At 67.6% G+C, this 16,696-nt stretch carries 16 protein-coding genes and 1 tRNA gene; 9 read left to right on the top strand and 8 right to left on the bottom strand.

The genetic code is table 11. From position 1 onward, the window contains the following. Nucleotides 1-210: 210 nt before the first annotated feature. The 3 genes from F7Q96_RS22320 to F7Q96_RS22310 all read right to left on the bottom strand — a co-directional run bounded on the left by F7Q96_RS22320 (nt 211) and on the right by F7Q96_RS22310 (nt 1,826). Nucleotides 211-627 carry a type II toxin-antitoxin system HicB family antitoxin gene (locus tag F7Q96_RS22320; RefSeq protein WP_053821537.1) on the bottom strand — a complete coding sequence of 139 codons (417 nt, stop codon included), beginning with the start codon at nt 625-627 and terminating at the stop codon, nt 211-213. A gap of 40 nt (nt 628-667) precedes the next feature. After that, a complete protein-coding gene (locus F7Q96_RS22315) occupies nt 668-844 on the bottom strand; it encodes a type II toxin-antitoxin system HicA family toxin (RefSeq protein ID WP_053821538.1) in 177 nt (58 codons plus the stop codon). Nucleotides 845-1,007: 163 nt separating this feature from the next. Continuing rightward, nucleotides 1,008-1,826 carry an inositol monophosphatase family protein gene (locus tag F7Q96_RS22310; RefSeq protein WP_053821539.1) on the bottom strand — a complete coding sequence of 273 codons (819 nt, stop codon included), beginning with the start codon at nt 1,824-1,826 and terminating at the stop codon, nt 1,008-1,010. 195 nt (nt 1,827-2,021) lie between these two features. On the opposite strand from F7Q96_RS22310, the gene F7Q96_RS22305 reads away from it, so the two are divergent. Together F7Q96_RS22305 and cysE are read left to right on the top strand one after the other, a co-directional pair. Next, nucleotides 2,022-2,954: an RNA methyltransferase gene (locus F7Q96_RS22305; protein WP_053821540.1), complete on the top strand. Its 933-nt coding sequence runs from the start codon at nt 2,022-2,024 to the stop codon at nt 2,952-2,954. Between the two features lie 360 nt (nt 2,955-3,314). After that, the gene (gene cysE, locus F7Q96_RS22300; RefSeq protein WP_006577564.1) at nt 3,315-4,058 is read left to right on the top strand and encodes a serine O-acetyltransferase; all 744 of its coding nucleotides are present in this window, start codon (nt 3,315-3,317) and stop codon (nt 4,056-4,058) included. 50 nt (nt 4,059-4,108) lie between these two features. Here cysE and F7Q96_RS22295 read toward each other — a convergent pair whose 3' ends face one another. The 4 genes from F7Q96_RS22295 to F7Q96_RS22280 form a co-directional block, all read right to left on the bottom strand. After that, nucleotides 4,109-4,891: a UDP-2,3-diacylglucosamine diphosphatase gene (locus F7Q96_RS22295; protein WP_053821541.1), complete on the bottom strand. Its 783-nt coding sequence runs from the start codon at nt 4,889-4,891 to the stop codon at nt 4,109-4,111. Nucleotides 4,892-5,007: 116 nt separating this feature from the next. Then, nucleotides 5,008-5,508 carry a peptidylprolyl isomerase gene (locus tag F7Q96_RS22290; RefSeq protein ID WP_023264649.1) on the bottom strand — a complete coding sequence of 167 codons (501 nt, stop codon included), beginning with the start codon at nt 5,506-5,508 and terminating at the stop codon, nt 5,008-5,010. 12 nt (nt 5,509-5,520) lie between these two features. Further along, entirely contained in the window at nt 5,521-6,138 is a 618-nt protein-coding gene (locus F7Q96_RS22285; protein ID WP_053821542.1) for a peptidylprolyl isomerase, read from the bottom strand. A 153-nt stretch (nt 6,139-6,291) separates the two neighbouring features. Beyond that, nucleotides 6,292-7,086, bottom strand: a complete 795-nt coding sequence (locus F7Q96_RS22280; protein WP_082371425.1) for a tetratricopeptide repeat protein — start codon at nt 7,084-7,086, stop codon at nt 6,292-6,294. Between the two features lie 227 nt (nt 7,087-7,313). Here F7Q96_RS22280 and cysS point away from each other — a divergent pair, with 227 nt between their 5' ends. The 6 genes from cysS (at nt 7,314) to F7Q96_RS22250 (ending at nt 13,862) form a co-directional block, all read left to right on the top strand. After that, the gene (gene cysS / locus F7Q96_RS22275; RefSeq protein WP_053821543.1) at nt 7,314-8,702 is read left to right on the top strand and encodes a cysteine--tRNA ligase; all 1,389 of its coding nucleotides are present in this window, start codon (nt 7,314-7,316) and stop codon (nt 8,700-8,702) included. After that, complete coding sequence (locus F7Q96_RS22270; protein WP_151023302.1) at nt 8,687-9,604, top strand: DNA-3-methyladenine glycosylase family protein; 918 nt, start codon at nt 8,687-8,689, stop codon at nt 9,602-9,604. Before cysS ends, F7Q96_RS22270 begins: the two co-directional genes overlap by 16 nt. Before the next feature lie 158 nt (nt 9,605-9,762). Continuing rightward, nucleotides 9,763-10,734: an acetyl-CoA carboxylase carboxyltransferase subunit alpha gene (locus F7Q96_RS22265; protein WP_023264370.1), complete on the top strand. Its 972-nt coding sequence runs from the start codon at nt 9,763-9,765 to the stop codon at nt 10,732-10,734. Continuing rightward, nucleotides 10,700-12,202, top strand: a complete 1,503-nt coding sequence (gene tilS / locus F7Q96_RS22260) for a tRNA lysidine(34) synthetase TilS (RefSeq protein WP_170265931.1) — start codon at nt 10,700-10,702, stop codon at nt 12,200-12,202. The genes F7Q96_RS22265 and tilS overlap by 35 nt, the downstream gene beginning before the upstream one ends. Before the next feature lie 181 nt (nt 12,203-12,383). After that, the gene (locus F7Q96_RS22255) at nt 12,384-13,634 is read left to right on the top strand and encodes an aspartate kinase (RefSeq protein ID WP_053821546.1); all 1,251 of its coding nucleotides are present in this window, start codon (nt 12,384-12,386) and stop codon (nt 13,632-13,634) included. Nucleotides 13,635-13,768: 134 nt separating this feature from the next. Continuing rightward, nucleotides 13,769-13,862, top strand: a tRNA-Ser gene (locus F7Q96_RS22250). A gap of 126 nt (nt 13,863-13,988) precedes the next feature. On the opposite strand, the gene F7Q96_RS22245 is transcribed toward F7Q96_RS22250, so the two are convergent. Next, nucleotides 13,989-15,155, bottom strand: a complete 1,167-nt coding sequence (locus F7Q96_RS22245; RefSeq protein WP_053821547.1) for a mechanosensitive ion channel family protein — start codon at nt 15,153-15,155, stop codon at nt 13,989-13,991. A gap of 345 nt (nt 15,156-15,500) precedes the next feature. Between F7Q96_RS22245 and F7Q96_RS22240 the strand changes: the two genes are divergently transcribed. After that, nucleotides 15,501-16,694, top strand: a complete 1,194-nt coding sequence (locus F7Q96_RS22240; protein ID WP_053821548.1) for an acyl-CoA dehydrogenase family protein — start codon at nt 15,501-15,503, stop codon at nt 16,692-16,694. Nucleotides 16,695-16,696: the final 2 nt, after the last annotated feature.

The following is a 16,696-nucleotide window of genomic DNA, read 5'->3' as shown; positions in this document are numbered from 1 at the left end:
AGTTGGCAGGTCTTCGGACATGCAATCCTCTCGGCGGGCCGCTGCAGACGGGCAGCGGCCGGGTTCGGAGCGTGCGCGAGGCCGTGGGCGTCGCACGCAAACGCGCATTTTACTGCGCGTTGCGGCCGGGAACGGAGAGGAGTTGGGTGAAAAACTGTGACTCGGTGGGATGGTGGCCGGGACGGGATGCGACCGAGGGTGTTCGGTCCTTCAGGTAATTCGCAGTTCCATCCGCCTGCCGAGCGCTCGAAAGGCAGCCTCGATCGTGTCGATCTTGGTCGTGTGATCGAGATTGACGATGCGCTGGACTTCCTGCGGTCGGGTATCCAGGCGCCGTGCCAGTTCCGACTGGCTGACCTTCTGCGAAAGCATTTCGTTCAGCAGCAAGACCTTCGCGGACAGGCTCGCGGGCAAGTCGACCAGTTCCTGCCCCACCTTGGGAGCCGAGGGCATCGGCACAGGCCGCCGATCCTCGAAGTAGAACTCCATCGCCGTCACAAGCGCATCGGCGGCCATCTCCAAGGCGTCCTCGTGCGAGTCGCCGCAAGTCAAGGCCTCGGGGATGTCCGGGAAGGAGACCGCCACACCATCGTCGTCGGCGGTGAGGATGACGGGGTAGCGCAGCATGTCGAGTACTCCTGTGCGGTTGACCGATTCGGGCCCGGCTTCACGCCAATCCAAGTTGCTTCAGGATGGCCTTGCGCGTGCGTTCGGCGATTTCCTTTCCGGGATGCCGCGGCATCGTGCTCTGTCGGCCGTTGAGATAGACCTTCAGGTGCTTTCCGCCGTCGGCGAAGGTCGCGCCTTGCCGGCCTAGCCAGCGTCTGAACTCGCTCTGCTTCACTTCGCCTCCGCCCGTGAACGGAGGCGAAGTGTCAGCCCGATTCAGTCATGCGCCTTTGGTGAATATAAACAATTTTGCGTATATTGCCCAACGACTTCAGTGCGACCACGTATCGGTCACCGCCGGGCCACCGCGGGCGCCGCGCCGGCTGCTTTCACGCCCCTCAGGCCGCCGGCCCGCCGTTATCCAGCGAGTACGGCGCCAGCAGGCGCACCATCTGCGCGAATGCCTTCGGGTTGCCGGCCAGCACCTCGCCCTGTTCGAGCTGGCGCGCTTCGCCGGCGTAGTTGCCGACCAGGCCGCCGGCTTCGGTGATCAGCAGCATGCCGGCCGCCATGTCCCAGGGCTTCAGGCCGGTCTCGAAGAAGCCGTCCAGCCGGCCGCAGGCGACGTAGGCCAGGTCCAGTGCGGCGGCGCCGGGCCGGCGCAGGCCGGCGCAGTTCTGCGTCATCAGCGCGAACACTTCGACATAGGCCTCGAGGCCGTCCAGGTCACGGAAGGGGAAGCCGGTACCGATCAGGCAGTCGGCCAGCTTGTCGCGGCGGCTGACGCGGATGCGGCGGTTGTTGAGGAAGGCGCCGGCGCCCTTGGTCGCGGTGAACAGTTCGTCCCGGGTCGGATCGTAGACCACCGCCTGCACCGGCGAGCCCTTGTGCAGCTGGGCGATCGACACGCAGTACTGCGGGAAGCCGTGGATGAAATTGGTGGTGCCGTCGAGCGGGTCGATGACCCAGGTGTACTCGTGGCCTTCCTCGCCCTCGCGCCAGGACTGGCCGGACTCTTCCGCTAGAATGCCGTGTTCCGGGTACGCGGTGCGGATGATCTCGATGATCGCGGCCTCGGCGGCGCGGTCGACCTCGGTGACGAAATCGTTGTGCTGCTTGCGCGAAACACGCAGGAGATCCACGTCCATCGACGCGCGATTGATGATGGAACCGGCCTTGCGGGCCGCCTTGATGGCGATATTGAGCATCGGATGCATGAATCTCTCCAGGACGCCGGAAAGCGGGCAGCGCTGCGGACGGCATGGCGCGCGCGGCTCCCGGCGGACAACACAACGGATTGTAGAAGAACGGGCGCGCTGACCTTGTCTGTGCTGGCCGGCATCGATGCCTGGACCAGCGGGGCGGCGGCGCGCCAAATAAATTGGAACCCTGCATTGTATAGGAACCCGGCAATGGACACGAGCGAGCAGGCAAACGCAGCCCCGGGCGCGCAACAGGCCGCCCTGGACGCCGCGTTCGCACGCGTGCGCTTCGTGCTGGTCGAAACCAGCCATCCCGGCAACGTCGGCTCGGTCGCGCGCGCCATCAAGACCATGGGCTTCGGCGGCCGGGCCGGCACGCTGGTGCTGGTGTCGCCGCGCGAGCCGGCGGTGCGCGAGCATCCGGAAGCCGTCGCGCTGGCCAGCGGCGCCGACGACGTGCTGCGTGCCGCGCGCGTCGTCGACGATCTGGAGACGGCGCTGGCCGGCGCGTCCTATACCGTCGCGATGACCGCGCGCCAGCGCGAATTCGGGCCACCGCGGCTGCTGCCGCGCGAGGCGACGGCAAAGGCCAGCGAGCACTTGCTGGCCGGCGCGTCCGGCACCGAAGCGGAAACCGCCGGGCCGACCGATATCGCGTTTGTCTTCGGCAACGAGCGCTTCGGCCTGCCCAACGAGGCCGTCGACCGCTGCTCGGTGGTGACCCATATCCCCGCCAATCCGGCCTACGCCTCGCTGAACCTGGCCCAGGCGGTGCAGCTCGTCGCCTACGAGATGCGGCTGGCGCTGCTGCAGGAGCGCGCGGCGCCGCCCAGCGATATCGGCTATGCTGGGCAGGCCGCGACGGCCGAGCAGATCGAGGCGATGTTCGCGCATCTGCAGCAGGGCCTGGAGGCGATCGGCTTTCTCGATCCGGCGCATCCGAAAAAGCTGATGCCGCGGCTGCGCCGGCTGTTCGCGCGCAGCGGGCTGGAGCAGGAGGAGGTCAATCTGCTGCGCGGCATCGCCAAGCAGATGACGCTGGCCGGGCGCGGATCGCGCAGCGGCGACCGCAGCGACCACCGCAGCGACAACCGCAGCGACGACCGCAGCGACGACCGCAGTGGCCACACCACGGAGACATGACATTGGCGCGAATCGCCGCCTTTTCCCGGAACACCGACGCTCCTCGCCCACGTCCCGAGGGGGCGGCCGGCCTGTCGCCGGCGCGACGCGAGCGCGCCGGCGAGCATGCGATCCGCACCGCTGCCTACGCCTTTCATCGCGAGCGATGTTGACGCCCGCGCCGCCCACGCCCGGGCTTGTCCCGCGCGTGTCGACATAGCGGCGGGGCAGGTGCGACGCCCGATGCCCATGACGGCATCAGGGTGCCAAATCTCTTACACTCCCTGCTTCCGTTTCCACAGGGCATCGCCCGGACACGACCCCGGCGGCATGCGCGTTCCGATGGCGCGCGGCACGGCGGGGCAATCGCACACGACCAAGATGTTCTCTCGCCTCAAGGAAGATATCGACACCATCATGCAGCGCGACCCCGCCGCGCGCAGCCGGCTGGAGGTGCTGACATGCTACCCGGGCCTGCATGCCGTGGTGTTCCACCGCTTCGCGCACGCCTGCTGGAATGCAGGGATGCACTGGCTGGGCCGCTGGATCTCGCACTGGTCGCGTTTCCTGACCGGCATCGAGATCCATCCGGCGGTGAAGATGGGCCGGCGCGTGTTCATCGATCACGGCATGGGCGTGGTGATCGGCGAGACCGCCGAGATCGGCGACGACTGCACGATCTATCAGGGCGTGACGCTGGGCGGTACCTCGCTGTACAAGGGCCAGAAGCGGCATCCGACGCTGGGCACCGGCGTGGTCGTCAGCGCCGGCGCCAAGGTGCTGGGCGGCTTCACCATCGGCGATGGCGCGCGCGTCGGCTCCAATGCCGTGGTACTGAAGCCGGTGCCGCCGGGCGCGACCGCGGTCGGCGTGCCGGCCCGCATCATCCTGCCCGACGCACCGCCTTCGCAGCAGGGCGCACGGCAGGAGTTCTCGGCTTACGGCATCACGCCGAACGCCGACGATCCGGTGTCGCTGGCGCTCAAAAGCCTGATCGACCATGCGGCCAGCCAACAGGAAAAGCTCGAGGCCGTGCAGGCGGCCTTGGATCGGCTCGGCGAGCATCTGGAAAACACGCCGAACGATCGCTTCGATGCCAGCGAGTTGCGCAAGCTGATGAAGTAGCGCGAACGCATGAAGCGAACGGGGCAGGGCCTCGGCCTTGCCCCGATTGCTCAGTCGAGCTGCGGCAGCTCGCGAAAGCCTTCGGCATCGAGCTGCAATGCCGCCGCGCGCGGATGCGCGCCATCGAGATCCCAATCGGTCAGCACCCAGCGCAGGCCATGCGGCTCGTCATGCCGGGCAGGGCGGTGCGTATGGCCATGGACCATCGCGGCCGTGCCGCTGTCGCGCAGCAGCGCCGCTACCGCGGCCGGCGCGACATCGCCGTAGTCGCGCGGCGGCCCGGGCCGCTGGCGGCCTGCCTCGCTGTCGCTGCGCAGCTTGCGCGCGATGCCCAGCCGCCACGACAGCGGCAGCGCCAGGAACAGCCGCTGGATCCAGGCTTTGCGGGTCCAGTGCCGGAAGCGCATATAGCGCGTGTCGTCGGTGCACAGCATGTCGCCGTGGGTCAGCACCACGCGGTGGCCGGCGCAGTCGATCACGGTCGGGTCGGGCAGCAGCGTGGCGCCGGCCTCGCGGGCAAAGCGCGGGCCCAGCAGGAAGTCACGATTGCCGTGCATCAGATAGACGGGCACGCCGCGCGCTGACAGGCGCGCCAGCGCCGCGGCGACGGCGCGCGGAAACGGTGCCTCGCTCTCCTCGTCGCCGATCCAGAATTCGAAGAAGTCGCCGAGGATGAACAGAGTGCGCGCCTGTTCGCCGGCGCGTTCGAGCACGCGCTCGAATGCCGCCAGCGTGCGCGGCATCCCAGGCGTCAGATGCAGGTCGGAAATGAACCACGCCGGCGCCTCCACCGCGAGGACGGAGGCAGCCGGCGTGCTGGCGGCAGGGCTCATCGATTCGGAGCGATTTCCATGGGCGAGGGCATGCCGCCGTCAATGGCGCGGGCTGTACCGCAAAGAGGCAGCCACGCGCCGTGCGGGACGATGTGCCGCAAGGACGCAGTGCGCGATTACTCGAGCACCACCGCCTTCTCGATCACGACGTCCTCGAGCGGCACGTCCTGATGGAAGCCGGCGCTGCCGGTACGCACGCCCTTGATCTTGTCGACCACGTCGGTGCCTTCGACGACCTTGCCGAATACCGCATAGCCGAAGCCCTGCGGCGTCGGCGACGTGAAGTTCAGGAAGTCGTTGTCGACCACGTTGATGAAGAACTGCGCGGTGGCCGAGTGCGGGGCGTTGGTGCGCGCCATCGCGACGGTGTAGCGATCGTTCTTCAGACCGTTGCCGGCCTCGTTGTCGATCGGGTCGTCGGTGGGCTTCTGCTTCATGCCGGGCTCGAAGCCGCCGCCCTGGATCATGAAGTTCTTGATGACGCGGTGGAAGATCGTGTTGTCGTAGTGGCCCTTGCGGACATAGGACAGGAAGTTCTCCACCGTCTTGGGCGCCTTGTCGGCGTCGAGTTCGATGACGATGGCGCCGTGATTCGTTTGCAGCTGGACCTTGGACATGGCTTTCCTCTGTTACTTGACGATGGTGGCCGATTCGATGACGATCGGCGTGGCTGGCACATTACGCATGGGGCCGTAGGCAGTGGTCGGCGACTTCTTGATGCGATCGACGGTGTCCATGCCTTCGACCACCTTGCCGAACACGGCATAGCCGTTGCCGTCCGGCTGCGGATAGTCGAGACTCGGATTATCTACCACATTGATGAAGAACTGCGCCGTGGCCGAGTTCGGATCGCCGGTGCGGGCCATCGCCACGGTGCCGGCCTTGTTCTTCAGGCCATTCTGCGACTCGAGCGGGATCGGCGCGCGCGTCGGCTTCTGCTTCATGTCGCGATCGAAGCCGCCGCCCTGCACCATGAAGCCGTTGATCACGCGGTGGAAGATCGTGCCGCTGTAGAAGCCGCTGTTCACGTATTCCAGGAAGTTGGCGACCGTCTTGGGCGCAGCTTCGGGATAGACCTCGATGGTGAAGTTGCCGGCGCTGGTGACAAAGCGCACGCGCTCGGCGGCCGAGGCCGCCGGAGCGGAGGCGGAAGCCGGCGCCTGTGCCTGTGCGGCGCCGAAGCTCAGGGTGCCGGCCATCAGCGCGGCCAGCATGGCGCCGAGGGCGCCGCGTCGGGTCAAGGACATGGGAATCTCCAAAGGTTTGGATCAGGGCGATCGGCGGATACCTGCGTTCGATGGATGCGCCATTCCGGCGATCACCCCGCATCGATGACGATGGCGCCCGCTCGCTCCGCGTTGCATGGGCCGGCACGCGAGCGGGGCAATGCCGTGGACCGGTCAGTCCAGGTCTTCGCGATCCGGGCCCGGCGGCCTCGGCAGCGGCGGCGGGGCGATCGGTGCCTGGGGCTCGGCCGCCGGCTCGGACGTGCGCGGCTGGGCGGGGGCGGGCGTGTTGGCCGACTTGTTGGCCGGCGCCCTGGTGCCCACCGCGGCCAGACCGGTGCGCGCACGTGCGTCGCCCGGGTTGCGCTTGAGCGCCTCGGCGTAGGAGCGCTCGGCGAGCTTGCGGTAGACGTCGCCCAGATTGGTATAGCCGATCGCAAAGCCGGGCTTGGCTTCGAGCGCGGCCAGCAGTTCGGCCTCGGCGCGCTTCAGGTCGCCCCGGCGCGCATAGATCAGCGCCAGATTGTTGTGCGGCTCGGGCAGTTCGGGATATTCCTGTGCGATCTCGTGGAAGGCCTGCACTGCCTCGTCCTCGCGGCCGGCCTGCGACAGCGCCCAGGCGCGCTCGAATCGTGCCTGCACATTGCGCGGGTTGGCGGCGATCACCTTGTCGAAGCGCTCGATCGCCTCGGCATAGCGGCGCTGCTGCGCGGCCTTTTCGGCGGCCGCCATGCCCGGGTCTCCGGAGGGCTGGAAGCCTTTCGCGCCAGGAGCGCCGCCGCCGGGAAACCCGACGGACTGCGCCAGCGCCGGCGCAGCGGGCAGGGCGCACAGCAGCGCGGCGGCGCTCGCCACGGCGACGGCGCATGCGCGGCGTACGGTGGTGGCGGCGCGGCGGCGCGCAGTGATGATGCCGGGCGTGACGTGGTGCATCGCGTCGGTCGCGACGTTGGACGAAGGCAAGCTCATGTAGGTGCGGTCCTTTATACTTCGCGGCATTCTAGCAAAGCGCGGCATCGACGCCGACGCGCGAAGGCTTCCGGTAAGATATGGCCTCGCCCGGCGACCCGAAGTCGACGCCGCGGCCGTGACGAATCGCCGGGTCGCTTTGTCCGGCAAGTCGACCGATGCGCGATCGGCCAGTCGCACCGGCTCGCGCGGCAGGCGCCACGCATTCTCTTCGAACACCTCGTTTCATGCATCCACTGAACATCTACAACACGCTCGCGCGCGAGAAACAGCCCTTCGTGCCCATCGAACCCGGCAAGGTCCGCATGTATGTCTGCGGCATGACGGTGTACGACTACTGCCACGTCGGGCACGCGCGCGTGATGGTGGTGTTCGACATGGTGCAGCGCTGGCTGCGCGCCGCGGGTTACGAGGTGACCTATGTGCAGAACATCACCGATATCGATGACAAGATCATCCGCCGCGCCGCCGAGAACGGCGAGACCATCGGCGAGCTGACCGAGCGGTTCATCGGCTATATGCACGAGGATGCCGCCGCGCTGGGCATCCAGCGCCCGGACCACGAGCCGCGCGCGACGCAATACGTGCCGCAGATGCTCGACATCATCGGCAAGCTGGAGGCCAAGGGTCTGGCGTATCAGGCCAGCGACGGCGACGTCAACTACGCGGTGCGCAAGTTCAACGGCTACGGCAAGCTGTCGGGCAAGTCGCTGGAGGACCTGCGCGCCGGCGAGCGCGTGGCGGCCAACGACGCCAAGCACGATCCGCTCGACTTCGTGCTGTGGAAGTCCGCGAAGGACAGCGAGCCGGCCGAAAGCAAGTGGCCGTCGAAGTGGGGCGTCGGCCGTCCCGGCTGGCATATCGAATGCTCGGCGATGAGCTGCGCGCTGCTCGGCGAGCATTTCGACATCCATGGCGGCGGCGCCGATCTGCAGTTCCCGCACCACGAGAACGAGATCGCGCAGTCCGAAGGCGCCAGCGGCAAGCCCTTCGTCAACGTGTGGATGCATAACGGCTTCGTGCGCATCAACGACGAGAAGATGTCGAAGTCGCTCGGCAACTTCTTCACGATCCGCGAGGTGCTGAAACAGTACGACGCGGAGGTCGTGCGCTTCTTCATCCTGCGTGCGCACTACCGCAGCCCGCTGAACTACAGCGACGCGCATCTGGACGACGCGCGCCACGGCCTGACCCGTCTCTACACCGCGCTGAAGGACGTGCAGCCCGACACGCAGCCGCTCGACTGGGACGAGCCGCACGCGCGCCGCTTCGCCGAGGCAATGGGCGACGACTTCAATACCCCGATTGCGGTTTCGGTGCTGTTCGACCTGGCCGGCGAAGTCAACCGCAGCGGCTCGCCCGCCGCGGCGCGGCAATTGAAGGGCCTGGCCGCCACGCTCGGCCTGCTCGGCCGCGATGCGCATGCCTTCCTGCAGGGCGGCGCCGACACGGCCGGCATCGCGCCGGAACAGATCGAGGAACGCATCGCCGCGCGCAAGCAGGCCAAGGCCGAGCGCAATTTCGCCGAGGCCGACCGCATCCGCGCCGAGCTGCTCGAGGCCGGCGTCGTGCTGGAGGACAAGCCGGGCGGCGTGACCGAATGGAGGCGTGCTTGAACGCTGCCGTGCGCAAGACGCCCGGCACGGCCGCCAAGGCCGCCAAGCCGGCGCGGGCCACCGGAGAGCCGGCCATCAAGGCTGCCAAGGCGACCAGCGCGGCCAAGGCCGCAAAGCCGGCCAAGGGCGCCAAGGCGCCCGCCGTCGCCGACGTGGCCGCGCCCAAGGGCCGCGTGGTGACCAAGGCCGACGGCAAGCCGGCGCTGAAGACGGCGCGCGCCGGCAAGACGACGCTGCCCGAGGCCGCGGCGATCCCGCTGCCGGTCGAGACCGTCGAGGGCGCCGTGCGTCCCGCCTATTGGGACGAGGCCTGCGCCGACCTGATGAAGCGCGATCGCATCCTGCGCAAGATGATCCCGACGTACGGGCCGGCCCATCTGATTTCGCGCGGCGACCCCTTCATCACGCTGGCGCGTTCGATCGTCGGGCAGCAGATCTCGGTCAAGGCCGCGCAATCGGTGTGGGACCGGCTGGCGGCCGCCTGTCCGAAGCTGACCCCGGCGCAGCTGCTGCGGGCCGGCGTCGACAAGCTGGCCGCCTGCGGGCTGTCGCGCCGCAAGGCCGAATACATCGTCGACCTGGCCGATCACTTCAAGGCGGGACGCGTCCATGTCGACAAATGGGCCGAGATGGACGACGAGGCGGTGATCGCCGAACTGACGCAGATCCGCGGCATCGGCCGCTGGACCGCCGAGATGTTCCTGATGTTCAACCTGATGCGGCCCAACGTGCTGCCGCTGGACGACATCGGGCTGATCAACGCGATCTCCGCCAACTATTTCAGCGGAGAACCGGTCACGCGCAGCGAGGCCCGCGAAGTGGCAGCGAACTGGGAACCATGGCGCACCGTGGCGACCTGGTACATGTGGCGCAGCCTTGATCCGCTGCCTGTCACTTACTAGTCTGGCTTCGATAACCGGCAGCCGATAGCGGGGCGCGAAAGTGCTCCTTTCACCATCTTCAGGCGGCGCAAGCGGCGCATACGAGGCGATTTCAGCGCCCGGCGCGCCGGCAAATTCCGGTAGAATGCGCCCCTTCACAGACAGGTACGTGTGATTCAATGAAAACCACCTTCCTGGATTTCGAACAGCCGATCGCCGAACTCGAGGCAAAAATCGAAGAACTGCGCTTCGTGCAGGACGACTCGGCCGTCGACATTTCCGAAGAGATTTCGCGGCTGGCCGGCAAGAGCCAGCAGCTGACCAAGGACATCTACGCCAACCTGACCCCATGGCAGGTGGCCCAGATTGCCCGCCATCCCCAGCGCCCCTACACGCTGGACTATGTGCGGGAGATCTTCACCGACTTCCACGAACTGCACGGCGACCGCGCCTTCGCCGACGATCTGTCGATCGTGGGCGGGCTGGCCCGCTTCAACGGCCAGGCGTGCATGGTGATCGGCCACCAGAAGGGCCGGGACACCAAGGAGCGCGCGCTGCGCAATTTCGGCATGTCCAAGCCCGAGGGCTATCGCAAGGCCAAGCGGCTGATGGAACTGGCCGACAAGTTCGGCCTGCCGATCTTCACCTTCGTCGACACGCCGGGTGCCTTCCCGGGCATCGACGCCGAGGAGCGCGGCCAGTCGGAGGCGATCGGCCACAACCTGTACGTGATGGCCGGCCTGAAGGTGCCGCTGATCGCCACCATCATCGGTGAAGGCGGTTCGGGCGGCGCGCTCGCGATCGCGGTCGGCGACGTGGTGCAGATGCTGCAATTCGCCACCTATGCGGTGATTTCGCCGGAAGGCTGCGCCTCGATCCTGTGGAAGACCGCCGAGAAGGCGCCCGAGGCCGCCGAGGCGCTGGGCCTGACCGCGCATCGACTGAAGGCACTGGGCCTGATCGACAAGATCGTCAACGAGCCGCTGGGCGGCGCGCACCGCGATCCGAAGGCCATGGCCGCGATGCTCAAGCGTTCGCTGGCCGAGTCGCTGCGCCAGTTCCAGGGCATCAGCGTCAAGGAACTGCAGGCGCGCCGCCACGAGCGGCTGATGGCCTATGGCAAGTTCAAGGAAACCGGCGCCCAGGGCTGAGGCTGATCCCGCCGCGCCCGATTTGCGCGACTCGACCGCCACGCTGACCGACAAGGTCGCACAGGCCCTGCAGGCCGGTGCGGCCTTTGTCGTTTACGGGGCCGGCCAATCCGGCCAGCATGGTGCGAAGGCGGTGGCGGTGGCCCTGTCGGGCGGCCGCGATTCGGTGGCGCTGCTGCATGCCACGCGCGCCGCGCTCGCCGCCACCCGTGTTGGCGAGGCCGAACCTGTGCCGCTGCTGGCGCTGCATGTCCACCACGGCCTGCAGGCCCAGGCCGACGAATGGGACCGCTTCTGCGCCGGGCTGTGCCAGGACTGGGGCGTCGAATACCGCGCCGCCCGGGTCACGGTCGTCCCCGCGCACGGGGAGGGGCTCGAGGCCGCCGCCCGCCGCGCCCGGTACCAGGCGCTGACCGAGCTCTGCGAGCAGCACAACGTCAGCTGGCTGCTGTTCGGCCACCATCTGGACGACCAGGTCGAGACCGTGCTGATGCGGCTGTTCCGCGGCAGCGGCGTGCATGGCCTGGCCGGCATGCCGGCGCTGCGGCGCCTCGCCGAGCATCGCGACATCGCGCTGCTGCGGCCCTGGCTCGAGATCGAACGGCGCGAGATCGAGGCTTATTGCTTGGCGCATGGCCTGCGCTGGATCGACGATCCGTCCAACGACGACACTCGCTTCGCCCGCAACGCGCTGCGCCAGCAGTTGCCCGGCTTGCTCGCCGCCTTCCCGGCGCTGCGCGCCAACGTTGCCCAGGCCGCGGCGCATCTGGCCGAAGCGGCCCACGCGCTGGATGCGCTGGCCGCGCGGCAACTGGCGGCGCTGGCGCATCCCGGGCGCGATGCCGCCACGCTTGCCGAACTCGATCTCGACGGACTGGGCGCCTTGCCGGCCGCGCAAGGCGACGCCGTGCTGCGGTTGTGGCTGCGCGACCTCGGCGTGCGGGCGCCCTCGGTGGCCCGGCTGGCGGCGATGCGGGCGCAATTGATCGAGCATCGCGGCGGCGAGCCGGCGCTGCCCCATGACGGCCTGGTGCTGCGGCGTTTTCGATCCCGTGTGCTGGCCTGCATGCCGCCAGGCGCGCCGCCCACGGAGGCGGTTGCGCTGCAGTGGGCCGGGCAGGGCAGCCTGCCGGTTCCCGCCTGGCGCGGCGAGCTGCGCTTTACGCGCGACGACACCTTCGGCGTGCCCGAGGCCGTGCTGCGGCAGCCGCTGACGCTGGGGCCGCGCAGCGGCGGCGAGCGCATCGTGCTGCGGCCGGGCGGCCCGGCCCGCGCGCTGAAGCAGGCCTATCAGGAGGCCGCCGTGCCGGCCTGGCGCCGTCCGTATCTGCCGCTGCTGCGGGCAGGGGAGCAGATCGTGTTCGCCGCCGGGCTCGGCATGCATCGCCGCTGGCTCGACGCCGCGCCGGCCCCACGCTGGCGCGTCGAATGGCACGCCTGGGCTCCGCAACCCGGACCGTTGCCTTGACTGACCGCAGCGATCGGCGCGTGGCGTGGGCGTCGCGGCCGCGCCCGCCCCGCCGGCTACCGCACGGGACGTCGCTGCCGCAAGGCTTGACAAGGCCAAACGGCCGCTATTCCGCCTTGCCGGGCGCCGGTGCTTGGTGTATTTTCAGTGGTTTTGCACAATCGCTGGCGTCGACAAGAAGATGGCTCTCATCGTTCACAAATACGGCGGCACTTCGATGGGTTCCACGGAACGCATCAAGAATGTCGCCAAGCGCGTGGCCAAGTGGCACCGCGCCGGTCACCGCGTAGTCGTGGTGCCTTCGGCCATGTCGGGCGAGACCAATCGCCTGCTGGGACTCGCCAAGGAGATTTCGCCGCAGCCGGATCCGCGCGAACTCGACATGCTGGCCTCGACCGGCGAACAGGCCAGCGTCGCGCTGCTGGCCATCGCACTGCACGGCGAGGGCATCGACGCGATCAGCTATACCGGCTGGCAAGTCCCGGTCAAGACCGACTCGGCATACACCAAGGCACGCATCGAATCGATCGACGATGAGCGCATCCTGGGCGATCTCGACGCGGGCCGCGTCGTGATCGTCACCGGTTTCCAGGGCATCGACGCATTGGGCAATATCACCACGCTGGGCCGCGGCGGCTCCGATACCTCGGCCGTCGCCATCGCCGCCGCGATCGAGGCCGACGAGTGCCTGATCTATACGGACGTGGACGGGGTCTACACCACCGACCCGCGCGTGGTCGAAGACGCGCGCCGGCTGGACCGCATCACCTTCGAGGAAATGCTGGAAATGGCCAGCCTCGGTTCCAAGGTGCTGCAGATCCGCTCGGTGGAATTCGCCGGCAAATACCGCGTCAAGACGCGCGTGCTGTCGTCGCTGACCGATCCCCTGATGCCGCTCGAGCAGGAAATGCATTCGGGCACGCTGATTACTTTTGAGGAAGACCCTGACATGGAAGCAGCCGTCATCTCCGGCATCGCCTTTGCCCGTGACGAAGCCAAGATCACCGTTCTCGGCGTGCCCGACAAGCCCGGCATCGCCTACCAGATCCTCGGTCCGATCGCCGACGCCAATATCGACGTCGACATGATCATCCAGAACCAGTCCGTCGAGGGCAAGACCGACTTCACCTTCACCGTGCCGCGCGCCGACTATCAGCGCGCGCTGGGCATCCTCAACGACGGCGTCAAGGCGCATATCGGCGCGGGCAGCGTGTCGGGCGATCCCAAGGTGTCGAAGGTGTCGGTGGTCGGCGTGGGCATGCGCTCGCATGTCGGCATCGCCAGCAAGATGTTCCGCACGCTGTCGGAAGAGGGCATCAATATCCAGATGATTTCGACCTCGGAAATCAAGATCTCGGTGCTGATCGACGAGAAGTACATGGAACTGGCGGTCCGCGCGCTGCACAAGGCGTTCGAACTGGAACAGGCCTGATTTCGGCGCGTTCGCGCCCCGGCCCTGGCGAGAGAGAGCAAGTGAGGTGTCATCGATTCGTCGTTGACCAATTGCCGCACCCTCGCTAGAATACGCGCTTCGTTGTGCGGCCTCCCTCGCACAACGCAAGTTTGGGAGACGTGGCCGAGAGGTCGAAGGCACTCCCCTGCTAAGGGAGCATCCGGGCCAAAACCTGGATCGAGGGTTCGAATCCCTCCGTCTCCGCCAGTACATCGGTACATGGCGGCGGAACCCCGGAAGATCGCGGTCTTCCGGGGTTTTGTTTTTTTGTGGCCCTCGATGTCGTTGGCAGCGCGGCGATGCCGACCGCTGCAATCGCGATGCTGCTGACGTCTACCGTGCCTGCGTCAACGAAGCCTGGCCGCGTTGGCGCGGTTGTGGGGGCCAGGCGCGCGCGGGCGCGTTCGCATCGCGCGAGGCTGGTTCTGCATCGGCATCTGCATCCGCATTCGTTGCCGCCAGCTGCACCGTCCGCACGGGCACGCCAAACTCCACGCCGAGCTTTTCCAGCTCCGTCACCATCGCCAGATTGATCGACTGCTGGATATCCATGTACAGGTTGTAGTCCGGATCGGTGACGAAGTAGACCACCTCGAACTCCAGCGCGCTTTCGCCGAAGCCCTTGAAATGCGCGCGATCGAAGCGGGTTCTGCCTGCCGCGACGACGGCCGACTTGACGATCTCGGGGATGCGCCGCAGCGTCTCCGGCGGCGTCTGGTATGTCACGCGGAAATTGAACTGGATCCGGCGTTCCGCCATGCGCTTGTAGTTGTGGATCGTCGTCTTCAGCAGCTCGGTATTGCTGCAGACGATCTGTTCGCCGCTGAGCGCGCGCAGCCGCGTGGTCTTCAGGCCGATGCGCTCGACGCTGCCGGCGATGTCGCCGAACACGATGAAATCGCCGTTCTCGAAGGGCTTGTCCAGACCGATGGCCAGCGACGCGAACAGGTCGCTGAGGATGTTCTGCACGGCCAGCGCCACCGCCACGCCGCCGACGCCGAGGCTGGCGACGAAGGCCGTGATATTGACGCCCATGTTCGCCAGCACCGCGAGCAGCAGCACCGACCACAGCATCACGCGCATGCCCCACGCCATCACCGTGGTGAACACCGGATTGTGCGCGGTGGGCCCGGTGCCGGTCAGCCGGTCATACGTCCATAGCGTCACGGCATGATTGATCCAGATGGCGATCTGCAGTCCGATCAGCAGGAACCACAGATGGCCGATGCGGCTGGCCCATTTCGGCGGCAGGTCGAGGAAGTCGACGGCGATCAGCAGCGCGGCCAGCAGCAGCACGAAGCGCGACGTATGCCGCAGCATGTCCGCCATGCGGTCGATGATCACCGGCCTTGTCCGGGCCGCAAGCCGGTCCAGGCGGGCGCAGGTGAAACGCAGCAGCGTGATCAGCACCAGATAGCTGACGACGGCTGCGATGCCGGCATGCAGCCAGTTCAGGGCCGGGATGCCCAGGAAGACGTTCAGATCGAGCCATGCCTTCATGCCTTACCTCCTGTGCCGGGACGGACGCATGGGGTAGGGGCTTGCAGGATTGATGCCACTGCGCGCAAGGCATCGGCACGTCAAGCCACACCGGGCGTGCAATGGGTCTTTATCAACGGATCGCGGCAAGAGCCTTTCCAACGCAGTGACTCGCGCATCGGGATGGCCGCAGGCATTCGACCTTCGAAAATTCAAACGAGGGCAATGCTGACATGGTGCTCATGGCTGGCCGGCCGCGCCGATGGAATCCCCTACAATCGGGTCACGCTATCCAACACAATCGGCGACGGGCATGCGGCATGCAGAGCGGCCTGCCAATGCGCCAGATCCAGGGAGACTGCCACGATGTTCACCCCGTGTCCCACCGAACGCAGCCGCGTCATTGCCGACCGCGTCGAGCGCTTTGTCCGCGATATCGTCGTCCCCTATGAAGCCGATCCCCGCTGCACGGCGCACGGGCCGACCAGCGAACTGATCGACGAGATGCGCGCGAAAGCCCGCGCCGCGGGCGTGATGACGCCGCATATCCTGCCCGACGGCTCGCATCTGACGCAGCGGGAGACCGCGGCCGTGCTCAAGCGCTCGGGGCTGTCGCCGCTGGGCCCGGTGGCCGTCAACACGATGGCGCCGGACGAGGGCAATATGTTCCTGCTCGGCAAGGTCGGCACGCCGGCGCAGAAGCAGCGCTTTCTCGAGCCGCTGGTACGCGGCGAGGCCCGCTCCGCCTTCTTCATGACCGAGCCTGCCGAGGAGGGCGGGGCCGGTTCGGATCCTTCGATGCTGCAGACCACGGCGACGCAGGACGGCGGCGACTGGGTCATCCGCGGCCGCAAGAAATTCATCACCGGCGCCGAAGGGGCGCAGGTCGGCATCGTGATGGCGCGCACCGGCGATGGCGAACATGCGCAGGCGACGATGTTCCTGGTGGACCTGCCGCATCCGGCCGTCCGCATCGAGCGCGTGATCGACACCATCGACAGCTCGATGCCCGGCGGCCATGCGCAGATCCTGCTCGACGACCTGCGCGTGCCGGCCGACCAGGTGCTCGGCGAGGTCAACGAGGGCTTCCGTTATGCGCAGGTGCGCCTGTCTCCGGCGCGGCTGTCGCACTGCATGCGCTGGTTCGGCGGCACGGTCCGGGCCGACGAGATCGCGCGCACGTATGCCACCACGCGCAAGGCCTTCGGCAAGCTGCTGATCGATCATGAAGGCGTGGGCTTCATGCTTGCGGAGAACCTGATCGATCTGCAGCAGGCCGCGCTGATGATCGACTGGTGCGCCGGCGTGCTCGACGGCGGCGCGGCCGGCACGGCGGAGAGTTCGATGGCGAAGGTCGCGGTGTCGGAGGCGCTGTACCGCGTGGCCGACCGCTGCGTGCAGATCATGGGCGGCCTGGGCGTGTCGCGCGACACCATCGTCGAGCAGATCCTGCGCGAGGTGCGGGCCTTCCGCATCTATGACGGTCCCACCGAGGTCCACAAGTGGTCGCTCGCGAAGAAGATCAAGCGCGAGACGCTGGCCGGCACGCAAGCAAGCTGAAC

Source organism: Cupriavidus gilardii (genome assembly GCF_008801915.1).
In the GTDB taxonomy this organism is placed as follows: domain Bacteria; phylum Pseudomonadota; class Gammaproteobacteria; order Burkholderiales; family Burkholderiaceae; genus Cupriavidus; species Cupriavidus gilardii.
The sequence above is the reverse complement of the archived record's forward strand: the minus strand, read 5'-3'. Positions and strand labels throughout refer to the sequence as shown.